General features: G+C 44.7%; 16 protein-coding genes. 2 read left to right on the top strand and 14 right to left on the bottom strand.

Annotated elements, in window-relative coordinates; genetic code table 11:
• The 6 genes from ACYQ2L_RS12810 to ACYQ2L_RS12835 form a co-directional block, all read right to left on the bottom strand.
• A partial coding sequence (locus ACYQ2L_RS12810; RefSeq protein ID WP_460056355.1) for a sensor histidine kinase occupies positions 1-750 on the bottom strand: 750 nt, incomplete at its 3' end.
• Between the two features lie 208 nt (positions 751-958).
• On the bottom strand, positions 959-1,501 hold the full coding sequence (locus ACYQ2L_RS12815; protein ID WP_460056357.1) for a GNAT family N-acetyltransferase: 543 nt from the start codon (positions 1,499-1,501) through the stop codon (positions 959-961).
• A 44-nt stretch (positions 1,502-1,545) separates the two neighbouring features.
• A complete protein-coding gene (locus tag ACYQ2L_RS12820; RefSeq protein WP_460056359.1) occupies positions 1,546-2,886 on the bottom strand; it encodes a hypothetical protein in 1,341 nt (446 codons plus the stop codon).
• Positions 2,858-4,105, bottom strand: coding sequence for a DUF58 domain-containing protein (locus tag ACYQ2L_RS12825; RefSeq protein WP_460056361.1), 1,248 nt, complete (start codon positions 4,103-4,105; stop codon positions 2,858-2,860). Before ACYQ2L_RS12825 ends, ACYQ2L_RS12820 begins: the two co-directional genes overlap by 29 nt.
• Entirely contained in the window at positions 4,098-5,042 is a 945-nt protein-coding gene (locus tag ACYQ2L_RS12830) for an AAA family ATPase (protein WP_460056365.1), read from the bottom strand. Before ACYQ2L_RS12830 ends, ACYQ2L_RS12825 begins: the two co-directional genes overlap by 8 nt.
• A gap of 9 nt (positions 5,043-5,051) precedes the next feature.
• Positions 5,052-6,059, bottom strand: coding sequence for a nitrilase family protein (locus tag ACYQ2L_RS12835; protein ID WP_460056367.1), 1,008 nt, complete (start codon positions 6,057-6,059; stop codon positions 5,052-5,054).
• Between the two features lie 167 nt (positions 6,060-6,226).
• On the opposite strand from ACYQ2L_RS12835, the gene ACYQ2L_RS12840 reads away from it, so the two are divergent.
• Positions 6,227-7,810 (top strand): peptide chain release factor 3, encoded by a 1,584-nt coding sequence (locus ACYQ2L_RS12840; protein ID WP_460056370.1) that lies wholly within the window; start codon positions 6,227-6,229, stop codon positions 7,808-7,810.
• A gap of 38 nt (positions 7,811-7,848) precedes the next feature.
• Here ACYQ2L_RS12840 and guaA read toward each other — a convergent pair whose 3' ends face one another.
• Genes guaA through ACYQ2L_RS12860 form a run of 4 tightly spaced genes read right to left on the bottom strand, consistent with a single transcriptional unit; the run spans position 7,849 to position 13,554 of the window.
• Complete coding sequence (guaA, locus tag ACYQ2L_RS12845) at positions 7,849-9,411, bottom strand: glutamine-hydrolyzing GMP synthase (RefSeq protein ID WP_460056373.1); 1,563 nt, start codon at positions 9,409-9,411, stop codon at positions 7,849-7,851.
• Positions 9,396-10,634, bottom strand: coding sequence for an adenylosuccinate synthase (purA, locus tag ACYQ2L_RS12850; protein WP_460056375.1), 1,239 nt, complete (start codon positions 10,632-10,634; stop codon positions 9,396-9,398). Before purA ends, guaA begins: the two co-directional genes overlap by 16 nt.
• 11 nt (positions 10,635-10,645) lie before the next feature.
• Positions 10,646-12,088 (bottom strand): IMP dehydrogenase, encoded by a 1,443-nt coding sequence (guaB, locus tag ACYQ2L_RS12855; RefSeq protein ID WP_460056377.1) that lies wholly within the window; start codon positions 12,086-12,088, stop codon positions 10,646-10,648.
• A gap of 35 nt (positions 12,089-12,123) precedes the next feature.
• A complete protein-coding gene (locus ACYQ2L_RS12860) occupies positions 12,124-13,554 on the bottom strand; it encodes a lyase family protein (protein ID WP_460056380.1) in 1,431 nt (476 codons plus the stop codon).
• 111 nt (positions 13,555-13,665) lie between these two features.
• Between ACYQ2L_RS12860 and ACYQ2L_RS12865 the strand changes: the two genes are divergently transcribed.
• Complete coding sequence (locus ACYQ2L_RS12865; RefSeq protein WP_460056382.1) at positions 13,666-15,177, top strand: pallilysin-related adhesin; 1,512 nt, start codon at positions 13,666-13,668, stop codon at positions 15,175-15,177.
• A 12-nt stretch (positions 15,178-15,189) separates the two neighbouring features.
• Here ACYQ2L_RS12865 and ACYQ2L_RS12870 read toward each other — a convergent pair whose 3' ends face one another.
• From ACYQ2L_RS12870 to ACYQ2L_RS12885, 4 genes are all read right to left on the bottom strand, one after another.
• Complete coding sequence (locus ACYQ2L_RS12870; RefSeq protein ID WP_460056384.1) at positions 15,190-16,212, bottom strand: SPOR domain-containing protein; 1,023 nt, start codon at positions 16,210-16,212, stop codon at positions 15,190-15,192.
• Entirely contained in the window at positions 16,205-16,534 is a 330-nt protein-coding gene (locus ACYQ2L_RS12875) for a hypothetical protein (protein WP_460056387.1), read from the bottom strand. The genes ACYQ2L_RS12870 and ACYQ2L_RS12875 overlap by 8 nt, the downstream gene beginning before the upstream one ends.
• Positions 16,535-16,567: 33 nt before the next feature.
• On the bottom strand, positions 16,568-16,918 hold the full coding sequence (locus ACYQ2L_RS12880) for a hypothetical protein (protein ID WP_460056390.1): 351 nt from the start codon (positions 16,916-16,918) through the stop codon (positions 16,568-16,570).
• A 70-nt stretch (positions 16,919-16,988) separates the two neighbouring features.
• Positions 16,989-18,218 (bottom strand): IMP cyclohydrolase, encoded by a 1,230-nt coding sequence (locus tag ACYQ2L_RS12885; RefSeq protein ID WP_460056393.1) that lies wholly within the window; start codon positions 18,216-18,218, stop codon positions 16,989-16,991.
• Between the last annotated feature and the right edge of the window lie 13 nt (positions 18,219-18,231).

Consider the following 18,231-nt stretch of genomic DNA (forward strand, 5'->3'; position numbering starts at 1 on the left):
TACTGGTATATGAAAACTAAAACATGTTCCATGATCGTTACTTGATTGATTGTCCGAAATTTCAGTAGAACAGGCATAAATGTCACCACCAAATATGTCAATCAGTCTGGTTGCAATGTATAAGCCAAGACCAGTACCCTGGGTATTGCTTGAGTTTCTCTGAAATGCCTGCATTAGCCGTGGCATTTCACTCATCGGCACCCCGGGTCCGGTATCTGAAATGGTGAAATGAAGGTTCCCGGAGTTTATGTTTATTTCTTCATAAGATATATTTAATTTAACTCTTCCGCTTTCAGTATATTTTATTGCATTATTAATTAGATTTAAAATTATCTGACGTAAGCGTATCGGATCTGTTAGAATAAATTCTGGTATTTTCGATAAAAATGATGATTTCAGTTCTATTGCTTTTCGATATGCAAGCGGTCGAACAAGGTGGATTACTTCAGATATAAATCGCTCCGTTGAGACGCATTCATTGAGTAGCTTTATTCTCTCTATCTCGAATTCAGAGTGATCTATTGCCATATTCAAAGTCTCAAGCAGCATCTGTTCACCTTCCCAAAGATATTCGATGTATTCATTTGCAATACTCCCTATGGGCATAGCACGCAATAAATCGGTATATCCTATGATCCCTGAAAGCACCCCCCGAATTTCATGACACAGATAGGCAACATATTCTGATTCATGTCTGGATACGGATTTCTCTGCTGTAGATTTCATATTTTCACTTTGAATAATGTTCATACATATTATTTTAGTTCTCAAATATCTATAGAAAAATCACCTGTAAGTATGAATTTTATTTTTTTTCGGTAGTGCGTTATCCCTATAAAAGGCTACTATAGAGGAAGTTGATAGATTACGTGCAATTTCCTCCTCGCATCAGTAGCGAATTCATAAGTTTTTTATGTAAAAACTTGTGAAGTTATAATCCTCCTTTATATTCTTCCACTTATCCACTTATCCACTCTTCCTTAAGTAATCCGTATTTGATTTCATCTACCCATTGATTGTTTTTATAGCGTACTTTTCTGAACACAGCTTCCTTGGTCATCCCAAGCTTCTGCATAATCCTTTCTGAAGATTGATTAGCTTCATTACAGCTTGCGATGACTTTATGAATATTAAAAGTTGAAAATAAAAAGTCTGTAAGCGCGTGTGCCATCTCCAACCCATATCCGACTCCCCAATATTCCGGTTTTAAAAAATAGCCTATTTCAAAAATTCCACCATAAGAATTTTTGATATGTACGTCGTAGTCTACAATAGCGATCATTTTACCAGACTCCCGGTGAATAGCTACAAACAGGGTGCCTTGATCCTTATCATTTTGACTCTGTAAACGTTTCCGCAAATTGGTTAATGCATCCTCCCGGCAAGTGAATCTATCTGAATAGGCGTATTTCATCACCTTAATATCAGATAAAAGTTCATAAAAAAAATTGAAATCCGTCTCATTGAGCTCTCTGAAGAGCAAACGTGTACTTTCAAACATAGTATTCCTATGCATTTTGGCCGATATTTCAGTATTCTGCTCCGTCATGATTTCTTGTAACATAAATTCTTATGAAGGTCTTCAGCATTATGGAGATCATCTGAATTTGCATCCAGGCCGTATCTTGCTTTTTCATAAATTGATGTCAACTCATGGAGTTGTTTTCGTCGAGAGAGATCATTACATGCATTGGCATACTCCCGTGCTGTATCTGGAAGCCGAAAAACTTGCTCTGGACGTAATCTCAGAATCGTTTTTCTGTATACTGTTCTGATTTTATTACTGATAGTATTAGTGTGGTCAGTTTTTTTTGCGTTTGAGATTACACTACGGAGTTTGCTTCCAGCTAATCGGAATAAATCAAGATCTGGAGCGATAAATTCTCGTTCTTCGGTATAATCCAGGCGATGCTGCTTCTGCTTGTTGCTGGAAATCAATGAGATAATCAGCTTGCGTACAATGATTATAAAAAAGATCGCTATAACGGTAGTAATAAGGAAATCTGGAACAGAAGGATCTAAATCATCAAGTAATAATTGTTGATTTTCTGTTTCAGGCATTGAGGACATTTCTGAAAAGACTGGATCGGCACTTCGGGCGGATCTGTATACCTTTTCGTAAAAAAATAAAATTACCTTCATAAAGGGGTATAGTAAAAAAAAGAAAACCTCAATCAAAATTTCATACATATTCAGAAGAATAGTCGTATCTTCAGGGGTAAATACTGCTGATGTCAATGAAGTAATAATTCCGGTAAAAATAAATATAACAACAATGAATACCAATAATGGAGATAACTGGCTGCTTGTTGGAATATGGGGATACAGGTGTTTGAGTTTTTTTTTGTGAAGGCTGCTCTGTAAGCCAAGCAACAGAACTGACATAAGAATAATTTCTGTAGTAGATATGATAATTCCAGCCGATCCATTTATGAGAGTGAGAAGAATAATGATGAATATCGCCTTGATAATATCATATGTCGCATCATCAGGGTCAAGATACGTGTTGAATTTTTGTGCAAGGGCCAAAGCTGGAAGCACGAAAAGAATTATGATTACATCAAAGCCGATCACATACGTAAGTATACTTTGCGATATAATCAGTAATATATTCGTCCGTATGCTGTGTTCATGATTCGTGATAGATAAACATATAATCGCACTGGCAACCAGGAAAAAAACCAACAAATATCCAGATATGAGGGCCTCGCTTCCTGGATTGATGTGCAGCAGTTCTTCCATCAGCCAGGCAACAAGTTGGTAGAGACGGTACAGTATGATACTTGATGCAGAGATAAAAAAGAATGCTGGTATCATTTCTGCAATAATTTTTTCCAGAGGGAATTGTGAAGCACTTCTATACGAGAGAAAGTTCGGAAACTTCATGCCATGGTCTCCTTTCAACGATATTGAACTCAGGATTAATACCAAATGAAGTATAGGTATTATCTGAATGAATACGTATCACCTTGAAATCAGATTTTTGTGCAAGCTTCTGCAGTTGTGTATGCAATGTGTTTGATATGTCCGGTGCAGTGCTCATAAAGTAAACTTTTGAATTAGTGGGAATTTTTGGCGCTTCGATAGTAAGAATCTGTTCCATGTTGATTTTTGTTACAGCATTATAGCCCGCCAGAGCCGTGAATAAAGACTGTATGTTTCCAGAGTTGCGTAAAATATCCTTGTACTCACCTTGCCCCTTTTTTTTTCCGAGGCTGGTCAAATTACCTGTCATGGTGATGGTGGCTTTTTGTCTGTTGATCAGTTCAAAGATGAGTGAAGCCGTTGTTATCATTAGCAGTTCAAAGCAGTTTGCTGCTTCGGTATTATCTGTATGGCCCTCAATTGTATGATGTAACAATAAAAATGTACCGGGATCATGTGATGGGTTTAATACGTATGATTGGAGATTACCGGTTTTTGCCGTGCTTTTCCAGTTGATATTTCTCATCGAATCCCCATAGCTATATTCCCTTGTACCGATTCTATTCAGTGGATCCGGATTGATCCAGCCGCTACTGTTTTTGTCTCCAAACAAACGACTGGCTGTAATATGCGTATCGATAAGAGGGAGAATCTTTGGAAATACCGTCAGATTGAGGCCCTGCAGATGATTTTCCCGGGAATTTTTGAACATGCTGAATGGATCGGTGTATGACAGATGATTTCGATTAAATGCAAAGACTCCACGTTTAGAGGCGGTTATCTCATAGTATCGAGTTGCCTTTTGAAATGGCGCCATGCTGAAAAAATCAATAAAAGATTGGTTGTTCAGCGATCTGGCATAGAAGATGTGCCGCTTTGATCCGAAGTTGATTCCATCAGGAATCATTTCTTCTGTTTCCAACCAGAATACCGGTAAAATTTTTCGGTTTGTGACTGCTATAATATACTGCAGCTTGGTGCCACATTGAACCTGCTGTGTACTTAGTTTTCTGTGTATCGTTAGATTTCGAAAAGAGTTTTTATTCCAAAGCCAGGCTACGGAGATACCCGCGACAATAAAAAAGAAAAGCAGAATAGCGTCGGCGTTGCCGAGAGCTCCTGTGATGAATAATACGAGCAGCGCAATTACTATAAGTAGTTTTGGCAGCTCTTTATGCATGGATGCCGCTCTCTACAGGTGCTTCTACACTCTCAAGTACAGTCTTAAGTAAATTCTGACATGACAAATTTTCCAGCTCAGCCTTCATTCCCGGTACAATTCTGTGTGATGCAACAGGTAGGAACAGGTTTTTAACATCATCAGGAATGACATAATCCCTCCCTTTTATCAAGGCGTACGCCATTGATGCCTTGAGTAAGGCCAAAGATGCTCGAGGACTGAGTCCTGTCTGAATGTTTTCATTTCTTCGGCTGGCATTAGATAACTGTGCGATATAGGTAATAATGTCGTCGGCAACATAGATTGATGAAGCCTGCTTTTGCAATGTTATAATATCCTCCGCACTGCAGACTTTCTGTAAATCCGGGAGCGGATCATTGCTCTGATAACGTCTTATAATCAGCTCTTCTTCGTTGATGTCCGGATAATCCATGGAAATTTTTAAAAGGAACCGATCGAGCTGCGCCTCTGGCAGAGGAAATGTGCCTTGAAATTCCAGTGGGTTCTGCGTTGCTATAACCATAAATGGTGCATCAAGCTTTTTTGTGTTTCCTTCTATCGTTACCTGACGTTCTTCCATAGCTTCCAATAAAATTGATTGGGTTCGAGGAACTGCTCTGTTTATTTCATCTGCAAGGATTATGTTTGCAAATAGTGGTCCTGCTCTGAAGATAAAATCCTCGCTTTTTCTGCTGTAGAAATAGATACCGCTAATATCACCGGGCTGAAGATCCGGTGTAAATTGAATTCTTCGAAAATTGGCATCAATTGATTTTGATAGAGCATTTGCTAGCTTTGTTTTACCTGTACCGGGAACATCATCTATAAGACAATGCCCACCAGCTGCTAATGCAGTGAGAAGAAGCTCGATGCTTTTAGTCTTGCCAATAATAACGCGTGCTATGTTGTCCTGGATTTTTTTAATAACTACGTTCATGAATATCTCCTATTTTTGTTGTCCCCCAGAAAAATTATCAGAAGACTGTTCCCTGGTTGTGTTGTCGTGAGCGGTGTGCAGCCATGCAATTTTCTGGTTTGATCGGTGTTCCTGCCCTATAATCTCTCGATAGAGATCCGGTTTCCTGGCTTCTTTATACCGATATCCGCCTGCTTTGGTCAGTTTTTCCGGAGTCAGTGTGGCAATCGTGAATCCTTCATCTAATCGATCACATTCTGCGATAATATCGCCGAAGGGATCAATAATCATTGAACATCCATTTTTTAGCTGATCATCATCCATGCCAATTGGATTCGAAAAGACAGCATATATCGCATTATCATATGCCCGAGCCGGCAGCCATTTCATAAGCCAAGCCCTGCCTTTCAGGCCTTCAAATTCTGCTCTTATGGTTGTCGGGTCTTTATATCGGTTTTTCCAGAGTTGAGAATCCACAAAACCTGCCCCCGGTCTGGTTGAGGGTGTGCACATTGTTACGTGCGGCATAAAAATAATCTGTGCACCTAATAATGTTGTAGCTCGAACGTTTTCGATGACATTATTGTCATAACAAATCAAGATCCCACACTTCCATCCTTCAATATCAAATACCACATATTCATTTCCCGGGGTAATATGCGGGTTAATAAACGGGTGAATCTTTCTATAATTTGCGATAAAACCACGCGGGCCTACACACATATAGGCTTTATAGATTTTTCCATCCGAGCCAATTTCAAACATTCCAGCGAGAATATATATGTCAAGTCTTTTGGCAATCCCATCTATTCTTTTCGTACTGAAGCCAGATGGTATCGGTTCTGCTACTTCTAATAATTGATCCTTGGTTAATTTGCGCGCAAATGTATACCCAGTAACTGAACACTCATGAAATGCCACGACTTTTGCGCCTGCTAACACAGCCTGTTCACAGAAATGTTCTATTTTATCGAGATTGTATTTCTTGTCTCCACTAGCATTCTCAAATTGTACGGTTGCAACATTTAGTTCGTTCATAGTGCCTTTTTTCCTCCCAATCCTGCGTCGTAGTTTCCAATGCTCATCCTATACGTACCCGTTCATACTTTCAACTATAAATTTTTACGTTAAACCTTGTCCTCAATGATTTTTCTATATCATTTTGCAGTTTGACTTTCATGGGTGAAATGTGCTACTAATTCCCGATGCTGGAAGAAATTGAACGAAGAAGAACATTTGCAATAATCAGTCACCCGGATGCCGGTAAAACTACCCTTACCGAGAAACTGCTGCTTTTTGGCGGGCGGATCCGGGAAGCAGGGGCTGTGAAATCCAATAAAATTGATCGTACGGCTACCTCCGACTTTCTGGAGATCGAAAAACAGCGTGGCATATCCGTTGCTACCTCGGTTATGACATTCGAGTACAGTGAGAAGCTCATAAATATTCTTGACACCCCCGGGCATAAAGACTTCGCAGAGGACACCTATCGCACCCTTACGGCTGTGGACTCTGTCATACTGGTGGTAGACAGTGCCAAGGGTGTTGAGGAGCAGACCAAGCGCTTGATGGAGGTCTGCCGGATGCGCGACACGCCGGTAATCGTGTTTGTAAACAAGCTTGACCGGGATGGCCGTCCTCCTTTTGAGCTCATGGATGAACTGGAAGAGATGCTGCAGATAAAGGTTCGGCCTCTAACCTGGCCGATCAATATGGGGCAGAGATTCAAGGGTGTCTATAACCTCTTTGAGCGGAATCTGTATCTCTTCAACCCGGGGAAGACCGTTGTTGAAAATGAGCGAAAGCTTATATCAGACCTCGACGGATCGGAACTTGATGATGCTGTAGGCGGAATGGATGCTGAACAGCTGCGTGAAGATGTTTCGCTGATAGAAGGCGTATATGATGATTTTTCCCTGGAGGATTACCGTTCCGGCCACACTGCCCCGGTATTCTTCGGAAGTGCACTCAACAACTTCGGTGTCCGCGAGTTGCTGGAAACCTTTGTAGAGATTTCGCCTCCGCCATTGTCCCGTCCTTCCAATGTAAGGATAGTACATCCGGATGAGGACAAATTTTCCGGTTTTATTTTCAAGATACATGCCAACCTTGACCCCCGTCACCGTGACCGGATTGCGTTCCTCCGGGTATGTTCAGGCCGCTTCGAGCGTGCAAAATCCTTTATGCATACCAGGAGTGGCAAGCAGATGCGCTTCTCTACTCCCTACAGCTTTATGGCACAGAAGAAAGAAATTATTGACGAGGCTTTCCCCGGCGATGTTGTAGGATTATACGATCGAGGCGATCTGAAAATAGGTGATACCCTGACTGAGGGAGAAAAACTGGTGTTCACCGGTATTCCTGTTTTTTCTCCGTCTATTTTCAAGGAACTGATTAATGCAGACCCCATGAGAGACAAGCAGTTGAGAAAGGGAATCAAGCAGCTGACCGAAGAAGGCGTTGCCCAGCTTTTTACACAGAGAATCGGCAACAGGCTTATTGTCGGAACGGTCGGTGAACTGCAGTTTGAGGTAATCCAGCACCGCTTGAATGCTGAATACAGCGCCAGCTGCCGCCTTAAACCCCTGAACTACTTCAAGGCTTGCTGGATATCGGCAGCCAGTAAAAAGGAACTCGATGAGTTCATGCAGTACCGCGAGAATCAGATTGCCTGGGACAAAGATGATCAGCCGGTCTATCTTTCAGAATCACACTGGATGCTGCAGTCGATAATTGCAGATAATCCCGGCATTGATTTCAGATTCAGCTCGGAGATAATTGCAGTATAAAAAAAAGCCGCTGTTTCTGCTGAACAGCGGCTGTAGGATCATTCCCATTCGATAGTGGCTGGCGGCTTGCTGGATACATCGTAGACAACACGGCCAACCTGTCTGACCTGATTGGTAATTCGTGCGGATATTTCCAGAATATGCTCATAGGGCATGTGGTAAACATCTGCTGTCATTCCGTCACGGCTGACAATTGCCCGCAGCGCCAATACATAGCCATATTCGCGGGCGTCGCCTGCTACCCCGACAGATCTGACTGGAAGCAGAACTGCGAATGCCTGCCAGATTTCATCGTAGAGACCACGTGCTTTCAGTTCACGGATATAGATGTCATCTGCCTGCTGCAGGATTGCTATCTTTTCCCTGGTGATTTCACCTGGAATTCGAATTGCGAGGCCTGGTCCCGGGAAAGGATGTCTTGAAACTACCGCGTGATCTATACCGATTTTGCTGCCGATTGCCCTTACTTCGTCCTTGTAGAGGCTCGCGAGAGGTTCAATTATCAGTCCTGCCTCACGTTTGGCAACGACAAGCGGTGAGCCTACATTGTGATGGCTCTTGATTACTGCAGCATGCTTGCCGACACCTTTTCCTGATTCGATAAGATCGGTGTACAAGGTGCCCTGCGCGAGGAATGCATCAGCCGGGATTTTTCTCTCCTCAAGTTCCTGTTGCTGTACCTGAATGAAGGCATCGCCGATAATGCGCCGTTTTTCTTCCGGGTCGCTGATTCCTTCGAGTGGACCCAGGAAACGATCCCGGGCATCAATAACATTTATATGGCTTGCACCAAGGTTCTCAAGGGTTTTTATTACCTCATCTGTTTCATTCAGACGCATGAGTCCGGTATCGATGTACATGAGGTGAACAAGATCCGGATCAAGAGCTCGCAGGAGCAGTCCGGCGACTACAGTGGAATCCACTCCTCCCGAAATGAGAAGCAGCACAGGTCTTCCGGCAGTTCTGTTGCGTATGTCCTCGCTTATATCCTCGAGTATGCGGTCAAGCGACCAGTCAGTGGCTGCCTTGCAGATTCCGATCGCAAAGTTTCTCAGTATATCGATTCCGTGCTCACAGTGCGAAACTTCAGGATGAAACTGGATCCCAACCATATTTTTTTCCGGACAGGCCAGGCAGGCAGGAATGCCGTTCTCACTCTCTGCTACAACCTGGAAACCCTCACCCGTTTTTATAATAGAGTCTCCGTGGCTCATCCAGCTGGTGAAGTTCTCCGGAATACCGTCAAAAAGCGTATGTTCATTAACAAATCTGATTCTAGAGCGTCCGAACTCTCTATGATCGGAGGCCTGGACCTTGCCATTATGAAAATGCGTCATTCTCTGCAGTCCGTAGCAGATTCCAAGTACCGGTACTCCCTGCTCTGCCAGTCTGAATACGGCTGGATCGGGTACAGGAGAACCTTCTTCGTTAACTGAATGCGGTGAGCCGCTGAGTATGATACCCTTCACTCCCTGCAGCATTTCATCATCAATCGGGCTGCTGCCGGGGAATATTTCCGAGTAAACACCGAATTCGCGAATTCTACGGCCTATCAACTGTGTTGTCTGACTTCCAAAATCAAGAATTAGTATTTTATCCATGGATCCCTGCGTACAATTGTCTGCTGCTGCTCGTATCCGACCGAAACAATCGTGACTGGTGTTTCGACAGCATTTTCGATATAGGCAATGTAAGCCTTGGCATTTTCGGGGAGTTCATCATAGCTGCGTGCCTTGCCGACATCGCTTTTCCAGCCCGGTAAATCAACGTTAATCGGCCTCGCTCGTTCCAGGAGGCTTACATCTGCAGGAAAATGCTCGACCCGTTTACCGTCGATTTCATAGGCAACACAGACTTTCAGATTGTCCAGTGCATCGTAGACATCGAGATGCGTCAGTACAAGCTGATCCATGGAATTTACCCGGCAGGCGTACCTTAATGCAACCAGGTCAAGGTATCCGCAGCGGCGGACACGTCCTGTGGTAACGCCGTATTCCCGGCCGGTTTCCCGTACATGAGTTTCCAGTTCACCTTCAGTGTTACTGTCAAACTGAGATGGAAAGGGTCCGTTTCCTACTCTGGTTGAATAAGCTTTACAGACTCCCAGTACCGCATCGATCGCACGAGGACCGAAACCGCTCCCTACAGCTGCACCAGCGGCGCTGCTGATGCCTGATGAGACGAAGGGGTATGTTCCTGTGTCCAGATCAAGCAGTGTGCCCTGTGCTCCCTCAAGTAGAATTCTTTTTCCTTTGAGGCTCTCGTTAAACTCGGTAAGATCGACAACCATCGGTGCAATAAAGTCCCGCATTGTAACGAGGTATTCTCGATCAGCCGGGGCGAGCTCCTGCATCCAGCTGTCTGCACTGGGGCTCAGGAGGTCTGCGATCCGGAAGCCATCCCGGTTGGCTTTCTTGGAATAGGTAACTCCGATTCCCCTGCCTGTTGTGCCTATCGGTCGGGTACGGTTCTTGTCGAGTTCTATATCCAGTGCTTTGTATGAAGGAAGTACAATGTGGGCGCGGTCTGATATGAAAATGCGCCCTTCCCAGTCTACACCCTGCTCGGAAAGTGTGGTCAGCTCATTTTTCAGGGATTCAAGGTCTATAACCATTCCGGTTCCAAGAATTACCTGGGTATGCGGGTAGATTACACCCGATGGAATCAGATGCAGTTTATAGGTGGTTTCACCTCGCACGATTGTGTGTCCGGCATTAGCTCCACCTGAGTACCGGGTGATCGCAGCTGCCTGCTCCGAAAGGAAATCGACAATCTTTCCTTTTCCCTCATCTCCCCACTGGGTTCCAATTACAACTAAATTCACAGTGACTGTCCTTAACGAGAGTAGTTTGGCGGTTCCTGGGTTATAGACACATCGTGTGCGTGACTCTCCCTGAGACCTGCCGCAGTGATTCTAACGAACTTTCCATAATTCCGCAATTCTTCAAGTGTACGGCAGCCGGTATATCCCATGCCTTTTTTCAGTCCTGTTACCAGTTGGTGAACATAAGGCGCCAGTTCACCTTTATAGGGAACGCGTCCTTCTACACCTTCTGGTACTGGTTCATCACCTTCGTTCATCTGGTAACGGTCACCCGATCCTTTCCTGATTGCACTGATAGAGCCCATTCCACGGTATGCCTTGAAAATCCTTCCTTCGTAGATAATTTCTTTCCCCGGACTTTCTTTCATACCAGCGAATAGATTGCCAACCATTACAGCAGCTGCACCTGCTCCAATTGCTTTTACTATATCTCCGCTGAACTTGATTCCCCCATCTGCGATTACCGGTACATTGTGTTTTCTGGCGGCCTTACATGCAGCCGCAACGGCTGAAAACTGTGCTGCACCGATTCCGGCAACGATTCTGGTTGTGCAGATGGATCCGGGCCCGACACCGATTTTAATGGCATCTGCTCCGGCCTGTATCAAACGCTCTGCCCCTTCTTCGGTAGCTACATTCCCACCGATAACCGGGATATCATAGTCTTTTTTCATTTTCTTGATTGCTTCAACTACATTTTTTGACTCACCGTGGGCTGTATCCAGAACTACGAAATCAACCCGTGCCTGCTGCAGAAGCGGCATACGCCGATCCAGATCGACAGGGCTGATTGCCGCACCGACCAGCAGCCTTCCTGATTCATCAGTAGCAGCATTGGGATACTTATCGTGTTTTTCCATATCCTTTACGGTTATAAGTCCGGTGAGTTTTCCATTTTCATCGACTACAGGGAGTTTCTCGATTTTGTGTGAATTAAACTTGTCCCGTGCACTTTCAATCGCCGGAGTTCCTACTTCAACCACGGGATCCGGTGTCATAACATCCTTGACCCGGAGTTTGTAATCCTTGCAGAAGCGAAGATCGCGGGAAGTAATTATACCGACCAGTTTTCCGCTGCTGACCACCGGCAGACCGGAGATCCGGTTGTCCTGCATGATTTCCCATACATCAGCTATGGTTTGCTCAGGATCAACACTCAGTGGTGTTTCGATTATGTAATTAAGGTAACGTTTAACATTGGCTACATGCTGAGCCTGATCTCTCGGGTTGAGGTTCCGGTGAATTACCCCGACCCCACCCTGTAGTGCAAGAGCAATTGCCAGTCGATCCTCGGTTACGGTATCCATAGCAGCAGATATTATGGGTACCTTCAGGTTGATTCCCGGTAAGATTTCTGTTGATACATCAGCTTCGTGCGGCAGGAAATCGCTGTATGACGGCAAGAGAAGTACATCGTCATAGCTCAGTGATTCCGGAATAGTCGTAATGTCCATATAAACTCCTTAATAATTTACCAGCTGAATCTGTATCAGCATTCGAGACGGGATCGCATTGTGCTGCATACCATCGAGTATTTTGAGGCTATTTCACGTGCTTTTTCGGCAGCCCTCCCTGTATAAGCCGATGGATCACTGAAGAATGTATCCGAATTGATTCCAAGCTTTTCCAGCCGATCACTGATAATTCTCCATGCGTCTTTGTCTTCCTGCAGAATCTTATGCAGTGATTCTCCTGATTCCTGTTTCCTTAGCGTCGCCTGACGGATCACCTCATGGGCGTGGTTAACTCCACCGAGTGCCAGCAGGATATATGCCGGTTCAGCAAGGAGACTATCACCGGCTGCTTCGAGATTTTTCTCTATACCGGCCTGGTTGACAGCAATACCAGAAACAACTTTTGTCATTCTGCACACTGCAGCAGTAAACCCGGCGAGAAAATCAACAATGAATCTGCCGGAGGCTGAATTGCTCAGGTCTCGCTGATGTTCGGAAATCTGATCCATAAAAACAGTCATGATTCGGGGTGCAAATGCCTTCCAGAGACTTTTAACATGCTCGCTGTTCCAGGGATTTCGCTTCTGGGGCATGGTTGAGGAACCGACTTGAGATTGTCCGAAATGTTCACGGACTTCATCGATTTCAGACCGCTGGAGATTTCTAAGATCGTCTGCAAGATTAGCGATAACGCCGAAAGCAAGATTAATCTCAAGAACCAGCCGTGCGAGGTACTCGGGTTCAACCATCTGGGTCGAGTGCTCACTGGCATCGATATCAAGCCGGCCGAGTACTCTTCTTTCAAATTCCTGAGGATCGGAGGATACCATGCTGATAGCATTGTATGCACCGACAGCACCTGCGATTTTTCCACATAGCGCCTGAGAGCGTTTCTCTATTTCAGTTATGGATTTACCAAGACGTGCTGCATACTCAGCAATTGCAAAGCCGAATGTTACCGGAACAGCAAACTGGCCATGTGTACGGCCTACCTGGACGGTATCGGCGTAGGTTTCTGCAAGGCGTACAAGCTGTTCTTCAAGAGAAATCAACTCAGGTAGTATAACTTTTTGTACAGCTCCCCTTATTTTAAGGGCGTTGGCGGTATCAAGAATATCAACGGAAGTTGCTCCGACATGTACATATTGGGCAATCTCATCCGGGAGATGTGATTTTATGACATGCACCAGGGCACGGATATTGTGTTGAGTCTTTTCCTCTTCAGCAGCAACGGCATCGGGAGTGACTTTTTCCTTGAGTTTGCTGATTGCCTCAGCATGTTCTGTATTCCAGAGCCCAAGTTCCTCAAGAACAGTTTCCAGCAAGGCAGCTTCTACCTGCACCAGGTAGCCTACAGATCCGTTTTCGCTTAGATGATCGGAGAGTTTCTCAAAAACCTGTTTGTTACTCAGGTAATAACGATGATCAAGGGGCGAGAGATTCGCAAAAATATTTCGTTCCAGCATACCGAATAATGCCAGAAGCTTATAAAAAAGTCAAAGCCTGAATACAGAATTACCGTATATCTACGAACAAGTGGTGTAGCCGTATCAAGAGTGCTCGGATATAATGTGCTCATGCGATTGTACGTAACAGCAGCCTTTATTTTGATATCCGCAGCCGCTTGTTCGGTAGCCCTGAATACTGAGAATGGAAACAGTCAGAACAACTACCGGAATTCTGTTGAGCAGCAGGTACTGCATTCAAGAATTTCACCTTCGGCAGCAGCTTCGGTTCTTATGTCAGAAGAAGATTCCGAGTCATCTGCTTCACAGTCAGAAATTGCCGCTCTCACAACAGCAATACCATTACCGCGTGATCATCTTGTTGTTGCCGTCAAGGATTATAATCTGAATCAGGACGAGATGGATGAACAGATCATTGCGTATAAAATCCAGGGCGATGAATCGGATAGAATCCATATTCTTCTACTTGATTATGATTTTATCCGGGGTGCCTATGTGACAAGCTGGCATGCAGTTACACAGGGAACACAAAACCGTTCTGTTAAAATTGATACACTCGATACCAACGGAAATGGATTCTCGGAAATTTTAGTATACGGCATTGACAATCAGGGACGTCAAACCCTGGATGTTTTTACTGCTGACCAGAATATAACTGGACCGGGATTACAGTTCAGAAATGTATTTAATATTGCAGTAGATGGTACTATCGATGTTCTTGAGTCAGGTGATGACCTCAGATCAACTTACAGCATTTCCATTCAGCGGCAGGATCAGAGCAGTACAAATATTATGGATCTTGTTCAGGAATCGTATCATTGGGACACAGGTGCAGCCGAGTTCAATCTGTCATCACGCCGAAGAATTCCCGGAATCGAGATTGAGGAATCTCAGCTGCAGCAGCTGTATGCCGGTGATTCTCATGCATTCGAACAGTTTCTGAGTGGCCCCTGGTATCGATCACGGGGTGGAAACATAGAGGATCCCGATGTTGTTTTCATATCTTTTTTCCCTGAGGAAAGGGAAATGATTTTTTTTAATGACGAGTTTCAGCAGGTTTTTACATGGGATACATCTACCCGGACAATTTACCGCAACATCCGAATTGATCTGAGAAACCAGATTATGCCCAGTATTTCTACTTTTGGATCTGTGGCTGTAATCGGTATGGATACTATCAGGGTGCAGCTGCAGAATAACGATGACTGGAACGGAGACTATCGCCGGATTTCCGGAAACCTTCAGTCTTCGCTATTCGGAAGGAGCAAAGCTGCGGCCTTACTTGCTGCATCTGAATTGCAGGGATTATTCCTGGGTGAAAATGATGTAGAACTGTTCTTTGACCGGTCTTCGTTTACTCTTCAGCTTGAGGACAGAAAGCTGCAAGGTGGATACAGTTCTTATGCTTTCGATGACCATATACTGATTGAGCTTCAGGCTACGAGTAATTTCGGAATTTTACAGGATCGCCTGCTTTACTCAGTTGAAATCGAAACCCAGACCAGTAACGACAGGGTCATCAGGAGGCTGATAATGCAGCCAGCCAGGATTTTCAGTCATGGTGTACAGATTATAGGGACAGAAGGATTGAGGCTGGAGCAGATTATCGAGCGGATCGAATAAGCAGACCAGATGTCAGTATATACGGAATCCGTCATAGCCGGCGGACCGTATTTCAAGATATATCCTTTCCGGATCGGTACTGCCGAAACTGTCACGCAGGATCTGGTGATATCCGGAAGACAGAGGCACTATCACGGAATAATACAGGCGGTCACTTCGCTGCTGTTCATCAATAAGAACCGGAAATCCTTTCTCTTCCATTTCTCTGGCCATGTGTTCGGCGTTTTCCTTGAGTCCGAAGGAACCGATCTGAATACCTGATGGACCATCTGCAATATCAGCAGTTTCTGTTTCTACTACCATATCTTCTGAGGGAGCTTCGGGAATCTGCGGGACAGATGAGAAGAGAAATATTTCCGGCGATGGCATGTTAACTATCCGTTGACCGCTTCCACTTCCATCACGCAGGAAATTACGGGATAAACTCGTAACGGGGTGATCAGGAAATCTACTCTGCAGGATCCGATAGTATTCACCGGGATCCTTTCGGCGTTCCTGATCGAGGGTCAGTTCATAGCGTATAAGTACATACAGCAGTTCAGGTACGAGGATCTGTTCAGGCTGCATCCGATAGGGCTCAAAAATACTGACGGCGGACAGCTCATTGCCATCGGCAATCCTGGATAATCCCAGAATGGTAATGGCTTGCTGCCGTACAGCCGGAGTATCTACATTGCGGATAATCTCCTGAAGTATGGAGCTGCTCAGGTTGCTGTTGCCTATTAACAGGGCGGCATGAGCTGCTAACAGTCTTGAATCAGTATCTGCCTTACGCAGGAAAGATACTGCAGTCTCAAGATCGCCTGACATGTATAATCTTAATCCTGTGTTTCTGAAAATACTGTCACGGGTTTCACCGGCTGATAGATTTTCTGCATAAGCTCTGATCGATTCGAGGTGCTCGCTTATATGCTGAGTCGAGGCAATCAAATCAAGAACTTCGTGCGGATCTGCTGAAATCAAGTCATCTGCAGGCAGTGACAGGTTCAGACAGAGAAACGACAGTAATAACAGGAGGAAAGAGCGCTTATGCATTTGAGTGCGATTTATCGTCCTGAATATGTTCGGAATCCGAAGATTTCTTTTTTTCTTTTTTACTCTCGGTTCTGTTACCTATAAAAGGGATTCGAGAAGTGCTGTTTCCGGTTTTTATCCTGGCCATTTTTTTCTTGCCAAGTGCAAACGGCAACATTAATACTACACCAATCAGGAATGATGCAAACATACTGAAAAAAATCGGTATATCCTCAAAGGTATGAAATACGACCGATATATCGGATCTGTTTTCCAGATTGAATCCAATGAAGAACATAATCAGTACGAGAACTAGAATGAAACTTATCAATCTCCAGGGCATCTGCTCCTCCTTCTATTGCAACAGACGAAAGTATTAACGACGTGAATTGAGTCCCTGCCAGAACTTGTATGCGCAATATACTCCTGTTCCCAGAAGTCCAATACCGCTTAGTGACAGCAAGGTAGATGCCAGTCCTCCGATCAGTGGCAGACTGCTGGCTATAGTAGCCGCTCCGACTGCAATTCCGATCAAACCTGCATTCCTGTCCTCTGGAGAACTGGCTGCAATACTCGCTCCTCCGACAGTAAAAATTCCTCCGATAATCAGAGCGGGAACAAAGCCCGTTACTGAGTTCAGAGCAAGGAGTGTTATGCCGCCGGCAATTCCTCCAACTGCCTTTCCTGCAGTTTTCACCATTTTGTCTCTTGGTACTATGTTACTCACACCATCTCCTTATAAAACTTAAGCCTTCTGAATCAGTGTAGCGTGAAACCGGCAGTTCTACCAGCCATAGTCAATGCCGGAAGCTTCTTTGTCCGGTAAAGACCATTGCTGCACCGTATTCATTCACGGCTTCAATAACCTCGTAGTCGCGGAGACTGCCTCCAGGTTGCACGATTGCACTAACTCCCTGAGAAAGACCTACTTCGGCACCGTCCCTGAAAGGAAAAAAGGCATCGGATACCATGATACTGCCCTCAAGACCGCCCTTCTCTTTTTCGACCTGTTGATTTATCCCGGCCGCCTCGGTTTCTGTCAGTTCGAAAATGCTCTTCCGGTACTGTTCATGGGCATAGCGGTCAGCAAGTTTCTTGTATGCTTTGTCCCTTGCAATTTCTGCTACACCAACCCGGTCCTGCTCTCCTGTTCCTATACCGACAGTAGCTCCATTTTTAACATATATAACTGAATTGCTGGTTACTCCTGTTTCTATGAGCCATCCGAACAACATATCTTTCAGCTCCTGCTGAGTTGGCTGGCGCTGCACTTTATACTCTTTATTCTTGTATGTAGTTTCAGCTGGCAGAAAATCAGTAATGTCCTTTATGGCGGATTCAAAACTTGTCTGTACAATCATGCCACCATCAATGAGAGAACGCAGCTCTATTGTCGGCTGGGTTATAAGTCTTTCAAGACGCTCCATTTCGCGAATTCTCAGTACTCTGAGGTTTTTCCTTCTGGAAAGGATGTCAAGTACGCCATCATCAAATTCCGGAGCGGCGACAACTTCAACATAACCGTCCATAATTGCTTCTGCTGTTGTTTTATCCAGTGGACGGTTAAGGGCTACGGCCCCTCCGAATGCAGCAGTCCGGTCTGCGAGAAGGGCTTTGATGAAGGCTTCTTCAAGGCTGCTGCCAATGGCTGCTCCACTGGGATTGTTGTGTTTGACGATGACACAGGCAGGGTCGGATGAGAGATACTTGAGAATTTGAAGCGCACTATCCACATCGGTAATATTTATCTTGCTTGGGTGTTTGCCGGACTGGAGAAGTTCAGGATTGCTGGAAAGCTGTAGACCAGGCTGGATTGTTTCCAGTTCACCAAGTTTAATGTTCCCATTGATCAGCTTGTACATTGATGCCGGTTGATCAGGGTTTTCGCCATAGCGCAGCCCAAGGTTTTCCTCGCCAATAGTGAAAGATACCTTCTGATATTCCAGTGCGGTTCTCTTACCGTTATCATCAATAAAAGCAATTTCCATTCTGGATGGGAACGGATCTGCGGCAAACTGTTTGTACATGTCCTTGAGCATA

The sequence above is a fragment of the Spirochaeta dissipatitropha genome (assembly GCF_054657935.1).

Excerpts from the sequence above, each read along its gene's own strand:
- ACYQ2L_RS12875 (WP_460056387.1), bottom strand. The coding sequence starts at position 16,534 with ATGCCCTGGAGATTGATAAGTTTCATTCTAGTTCTCGTACTGATTATG.
- ACYQ2L_RS12885 (WP_460056393.1), bottom strand. The coding sequence starts at position 18,218 with ATGTACAAACAGTTTGCCGCAGATCCGTTCCCATCCAGAATGGAAATT.
- ACYQ2L_RS12820 (WP_460056359.1), bottom strand. The coding sequence starts at position 2,886 with ATGAAGTTTCCGAACTTTCTCTCGTATAGAAGTGCTTCACAATTCCCT.
- ACYQ2L_RS12840 (WP_460056370.1), top strand. The coding sequence starts at position 6,227 with ATGCTGGAAGAAATTGAACGAAGAAGAACATTTGCAATAATCAGTCAC.
- ACYQ2L_RS12870 (WP_460056384.1), bottom strand. The coding sequence starts at position 16,212 with ATGCATAAGCGCTCTTTCCTCCTGTTATTACTGTCGTTTCTCTGTCTG.
- ACYQ2L_RS12835 (WP_460056367.1), bottom strand. The coding sequence starts at position 6,059 with ATGAACGAACTAAATGTTGCAACCGTACAATTTGAGAATGCTAGTGGA.
- ACYQ2L_RS12825 (WP_460056361.1), bottom strand. The coding sequence starts at position 4,105 with ATGCATAAAGAGCTGCCAAAACTACTTATAGTAATTGCGCTGCTCGTA.
- ACYQ2L_RS12830 (WP_460056365.1), bottom strand. The coding sequence starts at position 5,042 with ATGAACGTAGTTATTAAAAAAATCCAGGACAACATAGCACGCGTTATT.
- ACYQ2L_RS12815 (WP_460056357.1), bottom strand. The coding sequence starts at position 1,501 with ATGTTTGAAAGTACACGTTTGCTCTTCAGAGAGCTCAATGAGACGGAT.
- guaA (WP_460056373.1), bottom strand. The coding sequence starts at position 9,411 with ATGGATAAAATACTAATTCTTGATTTTGGAAGTCAGACAACACAGTTG.
- ACYQ2L_RS12860 (WP_460056380.1), bottom strand. The coding sequence starts at position 13,554 with ATGCTGGAACGAAATATTTTTGCGAATCTCTCGCCCCTTGATCATCGT.
- guaB (WP_460056377.1), bottom strand. The coding sequence starts at position 12,088 with ATGGACATTACGACTATTCCGGAATCACTGAGCTATGACGATGTACTT.
- ACYQ2L_RS12865 (WP_460056382.1), top strand. The coding sequence starts at position 13,666 with ATGCGATTGTACGTAACAGCAGCCTTTATTTTGATATCCGCAGCCGCT.